13 protein-coding genes and 1 pseudogene are annotated in these 15650 nt (G+C 71.2%); 4 read left to right on the top strand and 10 right to left on the bottom strand.

The genetic code is table 11. The annotated features are described in order from the left end of the window. Positions 1-106 precede the first annotated feature (106 nt). On the top strand, positions 107-604 hold the full coding sequence (locus tag ACGFSB_RS05445; protein WP_393394434.1) for a MarR family winged helix-turn-helix transcriptional regulator: 498 nt from the start codon (positions 107-109) through the stop codon (positions 602-604). 60 nt (positions 605-664) lie between these two features. Here the strand turns inward: ACGFSB_RS05445 and ACGFSB_RS05440 are convergent, their stop codons facing one another. Beyond that, complete coding sequence (locus ACGFSB_RS05440; protein WP_393394431.1) at positions 665-1537, bottom strand: hypothetical protein; 873 nt, start codon at positions 1535-1537, stop codon at positions 665-667. Positions 1538-1678: 141 nt separating this feature from the next. On the opposite strand from ACGFSB_RS05440, the gene fes reads away from it, so the two are divergent. Beyond that, entirely contained in the window at positions 1679-3013 is a 1335-nt protein-coding gene (fes, locus tag ACGFSB_RS05435; RefSeq protein WP_393394429.1) for an enterochelin esterase, read from the top strand. 155 nt (positions 3014-3168) lie between these two features. Here the strand turns inward: fes and ACGFSB_RS05430 are convergent. From ACGFSB_RS05430 to ACGFSB_RS05390, 9 genes and pseudogenes are all read right to left on the bottom strand, one after another. After that, positions 3169-3237: pseudogene (locus tag ACGFSB_RS05430) on the bottom strand (hypothetical protein); the annotation flags it as partial. 353 nt (positions 3238-3590) lie between these two features. After that, positions 3591-3797, bottom strand: coding sequence for an MbtH family NRPS accessory protein (locus ACGFSB_RS05425; protein WP_393394426.1), 207 nt, complete (start codon positions 3795-3797; stop codon positions 3591-3593). Then, a complete protein-coding gene (locus ACGFSB_RS05420) occupies positions 3794-7687 on the bottom strand; it encodes an amino acid adenylation domain-containing protein (RefSeq protein WP_393394423.1) in 3894 nt (1297 codons plus the stop codon). The genes ACGFSB_RS05425 and ACGFSB_RS05420 overlap by 4 nt, the downstream gene beginning before the upstream one ends. Further along, the gene (locus tag ACGFSB_RS05415; protein ID WP_393394420.1) at positions 7684-7914 is read right to left on the bottom strand and encodes a phosphopantetheine-binding protein; all 231 of its coding nucleotides are present in this window, start codon (positions 7912-7914) and stop codon (positions 7684-7686) included. The genes ACGFSB_RS05420 and ACGFSB_RS05415 overlap by 4 nt, the downstream gene beginning before the upstream one ends. A gap of 1 nt (position 7915) precedes the next feature. Next, the gene (locus ACGFSB_RS05410) at positions 7916-8548 is read right to left on the bottom strand and encodes an isochorismatase family protein (protein ID WP_393394417.1); all 633 of its coding nucleotides are present in this window, start codon (positions 8546-8548) and stop codon (positions 7916-7918) included. 99 nt (positions 8549-8647) lie between these two features. Then, on the bottom strand, positions 8648-10279 hold the full coding sequence (locus ACGFSB_RS05405) for a (2,3-dihydroxybenzoyl)adenylate synthase (RefSeq protein WP_393394415.1): 1632 nt from the start codon (positions 10277-10279) through the stop codon (positions 8648-8650). Next, complete coding sequence (gene dhbC / locus ACGFSB_RS05400) at positions 10276-11496, bottom strand: isochorismate synthase DhbC (protein WP_393394412.1); 1221 nt, start codon at positions 11494-11496, stop codon at positions 10276-10278. Before dhbC ends, ACGFSB_RS05405 begins: the two co-directional genes overlap by 4 nt. Before the next feature lie 39 nt (positions 11497-11535). Next, positions 11536-12330: a 2,3-dihydro-2,3-dihydroxybenzoate dehydrogenase gene (locus ACGFSB_RS05395; protein WP_393394409.1), complete on the bottom strand. Its 795-nt coding sequence runs from the start codon at positions 12328-12330 to the stop codon at positions 11536-11538. Further along, the gene (locus tag ACGFSB_RS05390) at positions 12327-13310 is read right to left on the bottom strand and encodes an ABC transporter substrate-binding protein (RefSeq protein WP_393394406.1); all 984 of its coding nucleotides are present in this window, start codon (positions 13308-13310) and stop codon (positions 12327-12329) included. Before ACGFSB_RS05390 ends, ACGFSB_RS05395 begins: the two co-directional genes overlap by 4 nt. A gap of 217 nt (positions 13311-13527) precedes the next feature. Between ACGFSB_RS05390 and ACGFSB_RS05385 the strand changes: the two genes are divergently transcribed. Both ACGFSB_RS05385 and ACGFSB_RS05380 read left to right on the top strand, forming a co-directional pair. Beyond that, the gene (locus tag ACGFSB_RS05385) at positions 13528-14556 is read left to right on the top strand and encodes a FecCD family ABC transporter permease (RefSeq protein WP_393394403.1); all 1029 of its coding nucleotides are present in this window, start codon (positions 13528-13530) and stop codon (positions 14554-14556) included. Beyond that, positions 14553-15650 (top strand): FecCD family ABC transporter permease, encoded by a 1098-nt coding sequence (locus ACGFSB_RS05380; RefSeq protein ID WP_393394400.1) that lies wholly within the window; start codon positions 14553-14555, stop codon positions 15648-15650. The genes ACGFSB_RS05385 and ACGFSB_RS05380 overlap by 4 nt, the downstream gene beginning before the upstream one ends.

Genomic DNA, 15650 nt, shown 5'->3' with positions numbered 1-15650 from the left:
TCCAGGCGGCTTCCGGACGATCGCGTGACCTGGAGGCCATACGAGGCATAAGGATATGCACTATACACATGAAGTGCATGATGCATACGGTGGGTACGATGTCCCTATGGATACATCCGGTCGTCGCATCGACAACTCCGCTGCAAGCAAGGACAAGCCCGTCGGACAGGTCGAATTCGAGACCATGCTGCTCGGGCGGCACTCGCACCTGTTCAACCCCCGTACGCGTGCCTCCGGCGGGCGCCTCGACCGCAGCGCGTACATCCTGCTCAGCCGCATCCAGATGGACGGCCCGATGTCCATCGGCCAGCTCACCGACGCCTTCGGCCTCGACGCCTCCACGCTCAACCGGCAGACCGCGGCCATGATGCGCACCGGACTCGTCGAGCGCATCCCCGACCCCGACGGAGGCATGGCCCGCAAGTTCCGCATCTCCGCCGAGGGCGCGCATCAACTCGACGCCGACCGCGCCGAGTACAGGCAGGGCCTGGAGAAGGTCCTCGACACCTGGTCGCCGCAGGACGTGGCGACGTTCGCGGAGTTCCTCCAGCGCTTCAACGGCGACATCGAGCGCCTGGAAGGGCACCCCTGGCCGCGCCCCTGAATGTCCCCGCGCGCCGCCCTCGTACTGACCTCAGGGCTATTGACCTCAGGACTACTGACCTCAGGACTTCTTGAGTCCGTCCATCGTCGTGCGGGTGTCGGTCTTGAGCATCTCCTCCACCTCCGCCGCCGTCGGCGGCTCGGACTTTTCGTCGGTGCCCGCGTACGAGCTCCAGTGCATCTGGAACGTGAACCAGCCCTCGCGCACCGCGAGGGTCATGCCGTTGACGTCCTTCTTGCTCGTGCCGCTCGTCTCGGTCACCAGGAACGCCTCGTCGCCGAGGCCGCTGACGGCCTTCGTCTTGTAGCTGTACGTCTTCTGCGACTGATCCTCGAACGCCTTCTGCTCCGAGGCGAACTCGCCCTCCGGGTCGGTCGCCTTGTGCCACTCGGCGGTGGAGTAGACGTAGATGCTCGAGTAGGAGCCGGCGCCCGCCTTCGGGTCCTTGAGCTTGCGGCTGCAGTAGCTCTGGTCGAGGCCCTTCTGCTGGGAGCCGTAGTTCGTGGTCGAAGTGGAGTCCGAGTCGATCTCGTACTTCTTCTTGAAGCCGTCGAGCGGGGAGACGTCGCAGAGGTCCTTCGTGTACTGGTATCCAGCGAGGTCCGGCTTGGCGTCTTCGCTGCTGCTCCCGCTGCTCCCGCTGTCCGAGCCGAGATTGCCGGTAGCGAAGAGCGCTCCGGCCCAGAGGGCGGACGCGACCACGATGCCGCCGATTCCCCATACCCAGCCCGGCGTGGGCTTGCGCGGACCGGACGGGGGCGCGGGAGGTGCGGGCGGCTGGCCATAGGGGCCCGGCTGACCCGGCTGCTGTCCGTACGGGCCCGGCTGCTGGCCATAGGGCTGAGGCGGCACCGCGCCCGGGGGCTGCTGGTAGGGGTTCGGGGGCTGCTGGTAAGGGTTGGGCTGGTTGGGCTGCGAGTTCGGTATCGACATGAGCGGCAATGTACCGGTGGCTCCGGGGCGGGAAGGCAGGGCCCGGACCTGGTCGGCCCAGGGGCGACGGACTCAAGTAAGGTCACCCTTATCTGTATGTGCTTATCTGTACGTGCGCTGTGAACCTCTGGAGGCTCCCCCATGCCGCTCGCCGCTCCTCCCGACGGGGCGACCCGTCGGCCGCCCCGCATCCCGCGGCCGCAGCCCGTCGAGCGTGCGGACAGCACGTGGGTGGGCCGGGCCGTGGACCGGGCCGTGGAGCGTGGCGACTTCTGGGGTGACGTGCGGGCGGCAGGTGGCGCGCCGATCATCGAGCCCGATCCGGAGGGCGACGCGGACCATCGGGTCGTCACCTTCCTGTGGCGCGGTACGGACGCGACCCGCGCCGTCCTCGTGCTGCCGAACAAGATCGTCGATCCGCGTGACCTGGCCCGCAACCTGATGGATCGGGTGCCGGGTACGGACATCTGGCAATGGTCGGTCCGGATGCGGGCGGACTGGCGGGCGACCTACGGCCTGTGCGTGGATGAGGGGGGAGGACCGGACGCGGAGGGCGAGTACTGGGCCTGGCTGCGCGGGCAGCAGCGTACTGATCCGCTGAACTCACTTACCCTCGCGCGGCGTTGGGGCGGGGACCCGGTCTCGTACGTCGAGCTGCCGCAGGCCCCGCGCGGCGACGACTGGCAGCGGCGCGACGGCGTCGCGCGCGGCACCGTCAGCACGCACACCGTGCGCAGCGAGCTGCTCGGCAACGAGCGGCGAGTGCACCTGTACAAGCCGCCGGGCGGCGGAAGCGACCTGCCCGTCCTCGTCCTGATGGACGGTGAGATGTGGCAGCCGGGGCTCGATGTCGCGGCCCTGCTCGACAATCTCGTCGCCGACGGCCGTATCCCGCCCCTGGTCGCGCTGCTTCCCGAATCCCTTGGCGCCGATCAGCGCTGGGCCGAACTCGCCTGCAACGAGCGGTTCGTCGGGTTCCTGGAGACCGAGCTGCTGCCCTGGGCGGGCCAGCGGCTCTCCCTGACCGACGACCCGGCGCGCACTGTCGTCGCCGGTCAGAGCCTCGGTGGTCTGACCGCCGCGTACGCCGCCGTGATCGCGCCGGGGCGGTTCGGCCGCGTACTGGCGCAGTCGGGGTCCTTCTGGTGGCCCGACGGGCCGGACCTCGAGCGCTCCGAGTGGCTGACCGGCCGCATCGCCGCGAGCGAGAAGCTGCCCGTGCGGTTCTGGCTTTCGGCCGGTGAGCAGGAGTGGGTCGCGCTGCCCGCCATGCGGAGGCTGCGGGCCACCTTGCGGGAGAAGGGGTACGACGACGCCGTGTACCGCGAGTTCAACGGCGGGCACGACTACTTGTGCTGGCGCACCGAGCTCGCGGACGGGCTGGTGGGGCTGCTCGGCGCCGAGTCCGCGGAGTCGGGCGAGTCGGGCGAATCCGCGGAGTCGGGCGAGTCCGCGGTGGAGACCGCCGCCGCGTAGCCCTCGGGGACGGGCACGTCCTCCACAGTCCAGCCGTGTACGCCGACGGGCGCGGACCCCGTCCCCACGAGGAGCGACGCCATCCCGCCCCCGGCCAATCCCTCACCCGTCCCCTTGAGGCACGCCTCCTTGCGGGTCCAGCAGCGGGCGAAGGCCAAGGGGCGCTCTGCGGCCGGGAGTTCGGCCAGTTCGGCTTGCTCTCGGGGGTGCAGGGACGCCGCCACGTCGGCCACCACGCTCGCCGACGGCAGCCGCTCGATGTCGACGCCGACGGGGCGGTCCGCGAAGGCGAGCAGGGCGAGGCCGTCCGTGTGCGAGAGGGAGAAGTGCGGCCCGGCGCCCCTGGCGACCGCGGGGCGGCCGTGCGGGCCGCCGCACAGGGGGCACGGCAGTCGCACAAGATCCACCGCCGCCGGATCGACGCCGAGGTACGCGCCGAGCCCGTGGCGCAGGGCCGTGTGCGCCGCCGCGTACAACTCCCGGTCCGCCGGGCGCCGCAGCGCCGCCGCCCGGCGCCGCTCATCGGCGTCGAGGACCGACACGTCGAGCGGGGCCGGGCGGACGAGGCGGATGTCCGTCACCTGGGGGGATCCTGGAGGCGGGCCACGCAACGGCCGTACGACTCCGGGCCGTACACCGTGGTCCAGCCATCGGGGGCCTGGCGGAAGACCGGCCACAGGGAGTACTCGCCGAGCGCGTTCCGCAGAACCAGATGGGTCGGCTCGGCGTCGGTGCCGGGGGCGCTGTCGACCGGGTCGAAGGGGCCGGGAGTTGTCGTCGTCATGCGTGGTCAAGCTCCTTGAGGCGGGCGGCGAGGATGGCGCAGATCTCGTCCAGGCGGCGCGGCTGGGTCAACTCCGGGTGCAGGCAGTCCACATCGTGGTTGGTGATCGTGCCGCTGATGTACGGCGACCAGGCCTCCCTCGTCAGCCAGTCCTCGGCGCGCGGCGCGGCGGCGGTGAAGAAGAGCGCGTCACCGTCGTAGGGGCGGTGCTCGTGCTCCCGCATCAGGCAGGCGTTGTTGACGACGATGTCGATCACCGCCGTCAGCGTCCGGTCGGGGAGGCCCGCCAGGGCGCTGCCCTCGCGGCGCAGTGTGGCGAGGACGTCATCGCGGGTCAGCTCGTCCGTCAGGTCGTAACCGGCCATCCGCAGGAGCGCCTTGAGGGCGTCCGCCTCCGCGGGGACCGCGGAGTCTCGCCACTGGTCGGACGGGTATGCGTCGAGCAGCGCGAGCAACTCGACCTGCTCTCCCGCCTCTTGGAGGCGTACGGCCACGGTGTGGGCGAGGACTCCGCCCACCGACCAGCCGAGCAGCCGGTAGGGGCCGTGCGGCTGCACGGCGCGCAGGGCGTCGATGTACTCGGTCGCCATCTCCTCCATGGTGGCCGGGAGTTCACTGTTCCGGTGCGAGCCGTGCAGCCCGCGCGCTTGGAGGCCGTACAGCGGCTGGCCCGGGTCGAGCCGCGAGAGCAGGCCCGCGTAGCACCAGCTGATGCCGCCCGCCGGGTGGAACGTGAACAGCGGGGTGCGGTCGCCGCCCGCGCGCAGCGGGAGCAACACGTCCAGGGCGTGGTCGGCCTCGCTGTGATCCGCGTCGAGCCGGGTGGCGAGCGCCGCCGGGGTCTGCGCCTGGAAGAGCGTGCCGATGGTCAGCTCGGCGCCCAGTGTGTCGCGGACCCTGGAGACCAGTCGGGCCGCGAGGAGCGAGGAGCCGCCGAGGTCGAAGAAGGCGTCGTCCACGCCGAGCCGTGGCACACCGAGGATCTCGGCGAAGAGCCGGGTGAGGGTCTCCTCGCGGTGGCCGCTCGGTACCCGGCCGCCGTCGGCCGATCCCTCGAAGGCGGGGGCGGGCAGGGCGCGCCGATCCAGCTTGCCGTTCGGGCTGAGGGGGAAGTCGTCGAGGACGATGATCGCGCCGGGCACCATGTAGTCGGGCAGGGTGCGGGCCAGCCGAGCGCGCAGCCCCTCAGGGTCGGGAACTCCTCCAGCGTCCGAGGTGACGTACCCGACGAGCCGCTGATCGCCGGGCCGGTCCTCGCGGACCAGCACGCTGGCCGCGCTCACCGCCGGATCGGCGGCCAACTCGGCCTCGATCTCGCCCAGTTCGATGCGCAGACCGCGCAGCTTCACCTGGTGGTCGGTGCGCCCCAGGTACTCGATCTCGCCGTGCTCGGTCCAGCGCGCCAGGTCGCCGGTGCGGTACATGCGGGTGCCGGGCGGGCCGTAGGGGTCGGCCACGAAGCGGGTCGCGGTCAGTTCGGGCCGCCCCAGATACTCGCTCGCCAGCTGCCTGCCCGCCAGATACAGCTCGCCCTGGATGCCGGGCGGGCACGGCTGAAGCGCCGCGTCGAGGACGTAGAGGCGCGTGTTCCATACGGGCCTGCCGATCGGCACGGGGCCCGTAGCGTCGGTGGCGCACGGGTGGTACGTCACGTCGACGGCGGCCTCGGTCGGACCGTACAGATTGTGCAGCGGTACGCCGTCAAGGACACGCCCGAACTCCCGCACAGTCTCGCGCGGCAGGGCCTCGCCGCTGCAGAAGACGTGCCGCAGGCCCGCGCAGTCCGCCGCGGCCGGTTCGGACAGGAACACCTGGAGCATCGACGGCACGAAGTGGCAGACAGTGACGCCCTGTTCGCGGATGACGCGCGCCAGATACGCCGGGTCCTTGTGGCCGCCGGGCTCGGCGACGACGAGCGTCGCGCCCACCCGTAGCGCCCAGAAGAACTCCCAGACCGACACGTCGAAGCCGGACGATGTCTTCTGCAACACCCGGTCACCGGGGGCCAGTTCGTACTGGTGCTGCATCCAGCGAAGCCGGTTGTCGATCGCCGAGTGCGGTACGACGACCCCCTTGGGGCGGCCGGTCGAACCGGATGTGTAGATGACGTAGGCGGGATGGTGCGGGGTGAGCGCGCGCGGCGGGTCGTAAGTCCCGTACGGCGTCGTGTCCAGGCGGTCGAGCGCGACGAGCGGGACGCCCGATGCGGGCACCCGGTCCGCGCGGTCGGCGATCACGCAGGCGGGTTCGGCGTCGGCCAGCATGTACGCGAGGCGGTCCGCCGGATAGTCCGGGTCGAGGGGGAGGTAGGCGCCGCCCGCCTTGAGTACGGCGAGGAGCGTGACCACCAGGTCCAGGGACCGGGGCACGGCGACCGCGGCGAGCGCGCCCGGACGTACACCGGCCTCGATGAGGTGGTGGGCGAGCCGGTTGGCGCGGGCGTTCAGCTCGGCGTAGGTGAGCTCCTGGTCGCCGAAGACCACGGCGGTGGCGTCCGGGGTGCGGACCGTCTGGGCCTCGATCGGGCCGATCAGTGTGGTGGGCGGCACAGGGTGTGCGGTGGCGTTGAACTCGTCGACCACCAGGGGGAGTTCGAGACGGCGGGCGATCGTGTGCTCGGCCAGCGGGGTGTGCGGGCCCGCATTCGCGATGCGCTCCAGAAGTTCCATGAACCGCGCCTGGTGGACGCCGAGTTCGTCCGGCTCGTACAGGGCCGGGTTGCCGTCGTAGTCGATGCGCAGGCCGCTGCCGTCGGCGCGGTCGTAGACGTTGACCGTGAGGTCGTCGACCGGGCCCGCCGACAGGTTGTGGGCGTCGGTGCGGGCGCCCGCGAAGGTCAGGCCGTAGTCGAACGGCATGACGTTGATCAGCGGCCCGACCAGGGACCGGCCCTCGCCGAGGAGGCCCAGGTCGCGGCGGATGTCCTCGTAGCGGTAGCGCTGGTGGCGGCGGGCGGCGCGGATGCCGAGCACCACCTGCCGGGTCAGCTCCGCGAAGGTCGCCTGTGGGGTCACGGTGAGCCGCAGCGGCAGCACGTTCATCACCATGCCGGGCACGCGAAGCGCCACCGAACCCATCCGGCCCATCATCGGCAGACCGAGCACCACCTCGGGGGAGCCGGTGGCCCGGGAGACGTAGAGCGCTTGCGCGGCGACCAGCACCTCCGGCCAGGTCGCCCGCATCGCGGACGCCGAATCCCGGAGCCGGGATGTCGCCTCGGGGGAGAGGCGGGCGCTGCGGCGGTGGAAGGTGCGGGACGGTAGCGCGGTGCGCCCCGCCAGGTTCGGCGCGTCGGGGCGGTCGGCGAAGGCGCCGTCCCAGTGGCGGCGGTCCGTGTCGTACGCATCCGAAGCGCGGTAGGCGGTGTCCTCGGCGACCAGGTCATCGAGGCGCCCGAAGGGGCTGCTCCCCGGGGTCTCGCCCGCGGCGAGCGCGGTGTAGATCTCGGCGGTGCGGCGGGCGAGCAGCGAGTAGCCGAAGCCGTCCATCACGATGTGGTGCACACGCTGGTACCACAGCCACCGCTCGTCGCCGACGCGGAACAGCGCGTGGGCGAACAGCGGCCCGGCCGCCAGGTCGAACGGCGTCGCGAGGTCCTCGCGCATCCACGCCTGCGCGTCGGCGTCCGGGTCGGCGGCGGCGCGCAGGTCGCGTACCTTCAGCGGCAGCGTCGGCTCGGCGACCTCCAACTGCTGCGGCCCGTCGGCCCCTTCGATGATCCGTACGCGCAGGGAGTCCGCCTCGGCCACCACCTGACGCAGCGCCCGAGCGAAAACGGACGGGTCGATGGGGCCATGGATCTCCAGGCACTCGGCCGTGTTCTGGGCCGGGCTGCCGGGGTCGAGCGCCTGCGCGAACCACATGCCCGACTGGGCAGCGGTGAGCCTCATGCCGAGGCTCCCAGAATCGGCGCCCAGGCCTCGATGGCGGGCTGCTCGGCCAGGTCGACGAAGGTGGCCGTGATGTCGTGGTCGCGGCGCCAGCGCTCGATGAGCGACATGATGCGCACCGAGTCGAGCCCGTAGTCGACCAGGTTCTCGTCGAGGGGTATGTCGGCCGGGTCCTCGCCGAGGACATCGGCGACGTCGGCCCGGATGAGTTCCACGCTCAGCGCCATGTCAGATCCCCTTCAGAACCGCGTCGGTGGTGGTGACGACCGCGCACCGGCCCGCCGCGTAGCGCAGTGCCATGTCGTGGTCCTCGCGTGAGAAGTCGGCCACGGCGTCCGCGACGACGAACGCCTGCACGTCACGCATCCACGCGTCGGCGGCCGTCATCAGGACGCCGATGTGCGCGTACACGCCGACGATGACGATCTGGTCGCGGCCCGCGTCGCGCATCCGCTCGGCGAGGTCGGTGCGGACGTACGCGCTGTACTTCCACTTCGTGAGCACGGTGTCGCCGGGCTCCGGAGCGACCGGGCCCGCAATCGCCTTCGCGTGCTCGTCGTCGGGCAGGCCGGGACCCCAGAAGTCCTGCTGGAGCCCGCGCTCGGCGGGCGACTGGCCACCCGGCTGGGCGGAGTACATGACGGGAATGCCGGCCGCACGGGCGGCTTTCGTCAACTCGCCCACGTTGCTGAGGAGTTCGGTGGTCGGTGAGGTGTCGGGGGTGTACGCCGTCAGGAAGTGGTTCTGCAGGTCGTGGACGAGCAGGACCGCCCGCTGCGGGTCGACGGTCCACGCGACCCGGTTGTCGGGCAGCTCGTCGGGCGACGGCATCGGGTACGGCGTGACGGTGGGGAGCGCCATGGTGGGGCCTTTCGGTGAAGCGGTGAAGCTCAGGAAAGCTGGTGGATCGGGGTGCCGCTCCGGGGCAGAGGTCGGCTGTCCGGAGCGGCGGGGCAGGGGTCAGCCGTCCCAAGGCGCCGCGGTCGCGGTAGTCCGCTGGTCCTTCTTGCTGATCTTGCCGATGCCGGTCTGCGGGAAGGCGGTCACGAACTCGACCCGGTCGGGGACCTTGAACGCGGCGAGGCCGCGCTCCCGTACGAACCTCTTGATGGTGACGGGCTTGAGCGCTTCGACGCCCTCGCGCGGGATCACGTACGCGAGGGTCCGCTCGCCGAGGTACTCGTCCGGCACGGCGACGACCGACACGTCATGGACGTGGGGGTGGGCGAGGATGATGTTCTCGACCTCCTCCGGCGCGATCTTCTCGCCGCCTCGGTTGATCTGGTCCTTCGCCCGGCCCTCCACCACCAGATGCCCGGTGGGGGTGCGGCTCACGATGTCGCCGGTGCGGTAGAAGCCGTCGGCGGTGAACGAGCGGGCGTTGTGCTCGGGCGCCCGCCAGTAGCCGCGGATGGTGTACGGGCCGCGGGTCAGCAGGTGGCCCGCCTCGCCGTCCGGCATGTCCTCGTCGGCGTCGTCGACGATGCGTATCTCGTCGTCGGGAGAGATCGGCCGGCCCTGCGTGGTGACGACGGTCTCCGCCGGGTCGTCCAGACGCGTGTAGTTGACCAGGCCCTCGGCCATCCCGAAGACCTGCTGAAGGGTGCAGCCGAGCGCCGGGGTGACCCTGCGCGCCGCCGACTCGCTGAACTTCGCGCCGCCCACGAGGAGTACGTCGAGACTGGAGATGTCGTACGGAGTGGAGCGCCCCGCGTCCGTCCATACCAGGGCGAGCGGCGGGACGAGGCCGGTGATCGTCACCCGTTCCCGCTCGATGAGGGGGAACGCGGTGTCCGGATCGGGCTGCGGACACATGACGACTCGGCCGCCCGCGTAGAGCAGACCCAGTGAACCGGGTGACGAGAGCGGGAAGTTGTGCGCCGCGGGCAGGGCGACGAGGTAGACGGAGTCCTCGGTCACCCCGCAGATCTCGTTCGATCCCCACAGCGAGTACATGTAGTCGTCGTGGGTGCGGGGGATCAGCTTGGGTACGCCGGTGCTGCCGCCCGACAGCTGGAGGAACGCGAGGTCGGACGGCGTGGGGCCGTCGGTCTCCACCGGCTCGCGCGGCACGTCGGACAGGGCGGTGTGCTCGCCGGGATCGCCCACCACGAACACCTCGCGCAGCGTGGGCACTTCGTAGCGGATCTTCGACGCGAGGTCCCGGTGGTCGAAGGCGCCGACCCGGTCCGGGATGACGTAGGCGACGGCCTCGGTGAACTCGCAGAAGTAGTGGATCTCCGTCTCGCGGTGTGCGGGCAGCGCGAAGACCGGCAGGGCACCGATCCGGAAGAGCGCGAAGATCACCTCGAAGAACTCGGCGACGTTCGGCAGCTGGACGACGACCCGGTCACCCTTGGTGATGCCTCGGGCGGCGAATCCGGCGGCCAACTGATCGGCGCGCACGTCGAGTTCGCCGTACGTCCAGTTCCGGTCCCCGTCGGTGATCGCGACCCGGTCGGGGTGCGCGTCGGCCCGCTCGCGGAGCATCCCGCCGAATGTCTCGCCCCGCCAGTACCCGGCGGCGCGATACCGCTCGGCGAACACGTCGGGGATGCGAGGGGAGTCCTTGCGGTCGCTTGCCGTCGTCATCTGTCCACTCCCACCGCGTCCAGGAACGTACGGAACTTGGCGCCCGTCTCGGCCCGTTCGGCATCCGGCGACGAGTCGGCCACGACGCCCGCGCCCGCGAAGAGCCGCAGCCGTCCGCTGCCGCTGTGTGTCTCCTCGGCCTCCGCGCAGCGGATCGTGACGACCCACTCGCCGTCGCCGCGCGCGTCGCTCCATCCCACCATGCCGGTGTAGTGCCCGCGGTCGAAGGGCTCCAACGCACCGATGACGTCGCGGGCGTGCCCGGTCGGGGTGCCGCAGACAGCCGGGGTCGGATGCAGTGCGCAGGCCAACTCCAGGGCGGAGGTGGCCGGTTCGGCGAGTTCGCCGGTGAGGGTCGTGGACAGGTGCCACATGGTGGCGGTGCGGACCAGGGTGGGCCGCTCCGGCACGTCGAGGTCGGGGCAGAACGGGGCGAGGGCCTTGTGCACGGCGTCCACGACGACCGCGTGCTCGTGCAGGTCCTTCGCCGATTCGAGCAGCGCCGCCGCCCGGCGCACGTCCTCGGCGAGATCCGCCGAGCGCGGTGTCGAACCGGCGAGCGGGTTGGCCGTCAGGCGGTTGCCGTGGCGCGAGACGAGGAGCTCGGGGCTTGCGCCGAGGAGGGTGCGTCCTGGCCCTGTCGGCACGGCGAAGGAGTAGCCGTGCGGGTCGCGGCGGGCCAGGCGCTGGAGCATCGCCGGCAGGTCGAGCCGTCCTTCGGTGGCGAGCTCCAGGGTGCGGGCGAGGACGACCTTGTCGAACTCGCCGCTCTTCATGCGCTTGACGGCGGCCTCGACGGACGCCGCGTACTCCTCGCCCGATGGGGCCTCGGTCACCTGCCAGCCGCCGGATGTGGCGGGCGGCGGAGTGGGCAGCGCCACGAGCGGGTCGGTGCGCAGGGCGGGCGCCCAGCGGGCCGCTTCGGGCACCGCGAGCACAGCACGCGCGGTGGGGTCGAAGGGTATGGATCCCACCACGACCGGGGCCTGGTTGCCCACACGCAGCTGCGCGTCGAAGGTGGCGGCGACCCGCTCCGTCAACGGCCGCTCGTCGTGCGGGACTTCGGCTGCCGTGCCGTGCGCGAGAAGGGTACGGGTGGGCGACGCGAAGAACCGGGTGTCGCCGGGTCGGTACGCGTCGAGCAGCGCGGTCGCCGCGCCGACGGCCCCGGGGGTGGTGGGGGCGGCGAGTGCGACCACGTCATTGGGGGGTGTCACGGATGACTCCTCGTCAAGTAGGGGAGGGCGGCGCGGTGTTCATGCGCGCAGGGTCGCGCCGCCGTCCACGTACAGGTCGTGCAGAGTGATGTGGCGGGCCCGGTCGGAGACCAGGAAGGTGACCGCGTCGGCGATGTCGGAGGGCTCGGCGATCCGGCCGAGCGGAATGCCGACCCGGTACGACGACGGGTCGCCGTCGATGACCCGGGCGGCCGCCTGCTCGCGGTCGCCCGTCGACAACTGCCACTGCATGTCCGTGTCGGTGGAGCCGGGTGACACGACATTGCAGCGCACGCCGTCGCGGGCTACCTCGAGGCCGAGGCACTTGGTGAACATCGTGGCGGCGGCCTTCGAAGCGGCGTACGCGGCCATCCGGGTGCGAGGCACCCCGGCGGCGTTCGAGCCGACCGTCACGATGGATCCCTTGCCCCGCGCGCTCATGCGGCGGGCCGCGGCGCGCGAGGTGTGGAAGACGCCGTTCGTGTTGACGGCGAAGGTCTCCGCCCAGTCGGTGTCGGTGAGTTCGACCACCGGGGCGGGCCGCAGGATGCCCGCCACATTGACGAGGATGTCCAACGGCCCCGCGGTGCGCTCGACTTCCTCGACTGCCGCGTCCACGGCCGCCGCGTCCGTCACGTCGAGGACCATGCCGGTGATGCGACTGTCCGGCGTCTGCCGCTTCACGTCGGGCGACCGGTCGGTTGCCACGACCCGTGCGCCGCGTTCGGCGAGCGCGCGGGCCACGGCCTGGCCTATGCCACGGCTTGCGCCGGTGACCAGGGCCACCCGGCCTTCGAGCTCCGACTCGGGGGTGCCGGGTATGGCGGAGGTCACTTGCCCATCGCCTTCTCGATGTCACCGAGGACCGAGACGGCGGCCTGCGCACCGCCGAGGCTGGTCCACTTCGAGCCGTCGATCTCGGTGACGTGGCCCTTCTTGACCGCGTCGAGCTGCTTGTACGCGGCCTTGCCCTTCAGTTCCTTGAAGAGGTCGGCGTCCGGGCCGCCCGAGGTGAGCGTGCCGATGAACAGCCAGTCGGCGTCGATCTGCTTCAGGTCCTCGTCGCTGAGCGGCGTCGAGTGGCCCTCGCCCTTCTTGTTCTGGATGCCGGGCCGCTTGAAGCCCAGGTCCTTCAGGACGTCGGAGATGAACACGCCCTGCTGCATGACCGCGGTGCCCTTGGCGGAGTAGCGGGCGACGGAGACGGACGCGCCCGTGTTGGCGCCGAGCTTCTTCTTCAGTGCGGCGGCCTTGGTGTCGTACCCCTTGAGGAACGCGCTCGCCTCGTTGGACTTGCCGAGCACCTTGCCCGTGAGCTCCAGGGACTTCTTCCAGTCCTTCGTCCTGTCGATCGTGACGACCGTCGGGGCTATCCCCTTGAGCTGCTTGAGCACCTGCTGGTCGGCGAGCTGACCGGCGAGGATGACGTCCGGCTTGGCCTGGAGGACCTTCTCGATGTCGGGCCCTGTGACCGCGCCCACGACCGGGATGTCCTTCGCCTGGCCGGCCAGATATCCGGGGGCGCCCTTCTGGCCGCGGCCCGCGGAGAGGCCGACGGGCTTGACGTCCAGGGCGAGGGACGAGTCGAGGTCCATCTCGCTGAGCGCGATGACCTTCTTGGGGTTGGCCGGAACCTTCACCTCCGCACCGGAGGCATCGGTGACGGTGACGCTTTTCCCGGCGTTCTTGCCCTTGCTGTCGGAGCCGGAGTCGTCGGACGAGTCCGAACCGCAGGCGGAGAGGGCGAGCGCCGAGGCCAGGGTGAGGGCCGCGACCGCGGTCAGCCGGGTGCGCGGGGAGTGGTTCGAGGACATGTCCGTGTTCTCCATGCTTCTGTCGTCCGGGGGTCAGTCCGGACATAAGGGTCATTCTTGACCGTGTCGGGGCATGACGAACTACCCCTGATGGGGCAGGGAGTTCGTGTGCACCCCGACTCGGGGCTCCAGGTCAAGGTTAGGTTAGGCTAACTTCATGTTGGTTGCGCAAGAGGGGCGGGTCCCAACGTCCGGATCCAGACCTCCGATACCGGACATGGCGAAGACGCATCGCCCCACACTGTGGGCCGCCGCCACCCTGCTCGTGCTGCTCCTCGTGCTCGGCCTGCTGTCCCTTCTGGTCGGCTCCGGGTCGACACCGATGGGCCGCGCCTGGGACTTCCTCACCGGCGATCCGTCCGCGCGGGCCGACGCACAGATCAGGCTCGCGGTCATGGACGTACGCCTTCCGCGTACGCTCGCAGGTCTCCTGGTCGGCGTCGCGCTCGGCGCCGCGGGCTGCCTGCTCCAGGCGGTCACGCGCAACCCGCTCGCCGAGACAGGCCTCCTCGGGGTCAACTCGGGCGCGGCGCTTGGCGTGGTCATCGGGCTCACCTACTTCGAAGTGACCTCCGCGTACGGCGTCCTGGTGTGGGCCCTTGTCGGCGGCATGGGCGCGAGCGCGGTGGTTCTTCTGCTCGCCGCGTCCGGGCGGGCCGCGGGCTCGCCGCTGCGCCTCGTCCTCGCCGGATCGGCACTCGGCGCGACCTTCCACGGCATGACGTCGTACGTCCTGCTCGGCACGCAGTCCACCTTCGACACCTACCGCTACTGGACCATCGGCTCCCTCGCGGGCATCAAGACGTCGGAGACCTACCCCCTGATTCCGCTGATCGCGATCGGCCTGATCATCGCCTTCTGCTGCGTACGCCCGCTGTCGGCGCTCGCACTCGGCGATGACAGCGCACGCTCGCTCGGCCATCATCCGGGGCGGATCCGCCTGGTCGTCGCGGCGGCGGTGACACTCCTCGCGGGCTCGGCGGTCGCGCTCGCCGGACCGATCGCCTTCCTCGGCCTCCTCGCCCCGTATGCGGCGCGGGCCGTCACCGGGCCCCGGATGGCAGGCCAGTTGGCCCTGTCCGCGCTGGTCGGAGCGAACGTGATGATCGTCGCGGACCTGCTCGCCAGGGTGGTCATCCGCCCTTGGGAGACACCGGTGAGTGTGCTTCTCGCGTTCATCGGCGGCCCGTTGCTGATCTGGATCGCACGGTCGCAGCGGATGTCGACGGCGGGGGTGGGGGCGTGAGCGCCGAGCGCATTTCTGACTCCGGGCAGTCCGCGGCCCCGACCGATGTCACCCCGCCCGACTCCACACCCGTCCGCGTCGGAACCCTCTCCTGGCTCTTCCCGCACCGCAGCGCCCTCGTGGCAGTCGGCCTCGCCCTGCTGATCGCGGTGGTCGTCTCGTTCGCCACTTTGGCCAGTTCGACCGGGATGAGCTTTTCCGACAGCCTCTCCGGACTGCTCGGAACCGGTGACTCCGCCACCGTCATGCTCGTCCAGGACTTCCGCCTCCCCAGGATCGCGGTGGGTCTCATGGTCGGCGCGGCGCTCGGCATCGCCGGGTGCCTCACCCAGACGCTCGCCGGGAACCGGCTCGCCACCCCGGACATCATCGGCGTCAACGAAGGCGCCACCGCTGCCGTCGTCGCCTCCGTCGTCGGTTCGTCCACCGGGATGATCGGCGACTGGTGGCTCGGACCCCTGGGGGCCGCCGCCGCGGCCATGGTCGTCGTCGCCTGCGCGGGCGGCGCGGGCAGCGGCGGCTACCGGATCCTCGTCGTCGGCATCGGCGTCTCCACCGTCATCGGCGCCGTCACCGACCTCGTCATGTCCCGCGAGAACGACAACACCGCGGGCGGCGTCTTCCTCTGGACCGTCGGCTCGCTCAGCGGCCGTGACTGGAGCGTCGGTACGCCCCTGTCGATCGTCCTGCTCATCCTCGTACCGCTGTCCCTGATCGCCGGTGGCCGCCTCCAACTCCTGCGGTTCGACGACGACATGGCGGCCACCCTCGGCGTCAACGTCCGTCGCGTCCGCGCCGTGACCCTCGCACTCGCCGTCGCCCTGTCCGGCGTGGCCGTCGGCATCGGAGGACCGATCGCCTTCGTCGCGCTCGCCGCACCCGTCGTCGCCTCCCGGCTCAGCGGCCCGACCCGCGTCCCTGTCATCGGCTCGGCCCTGGTCGGCGCGGCCCTCGTGGGCGCCGCCGACGCGCTCGGCCGCGTCGTCGCCCCCGTGGAGATCCCCGTGGGCGTCATCACCAGTGTCCTCGGCGGACCCTTCCTCCTCTGGGTCCTCTTCGGCAAGAACTCCGAGCAGCAGACCGGAAAGGCCTGA

This window comes from Streptomyces sp. NPDC048441, assembly GCF_043200235.1.
In the GTDB taxonomy this organism is placed as follows: domain Bacteria; phylum Actinomycetota; class Actinomycetes; order Streptomycetales; family Streptomycetaceae; genus Streptomyces.
The sequence above is the reverse complement of the archived record's forward strand: the minus strand, read 5'-3'. Positions and strand labels throughout refer to the sequence as shown.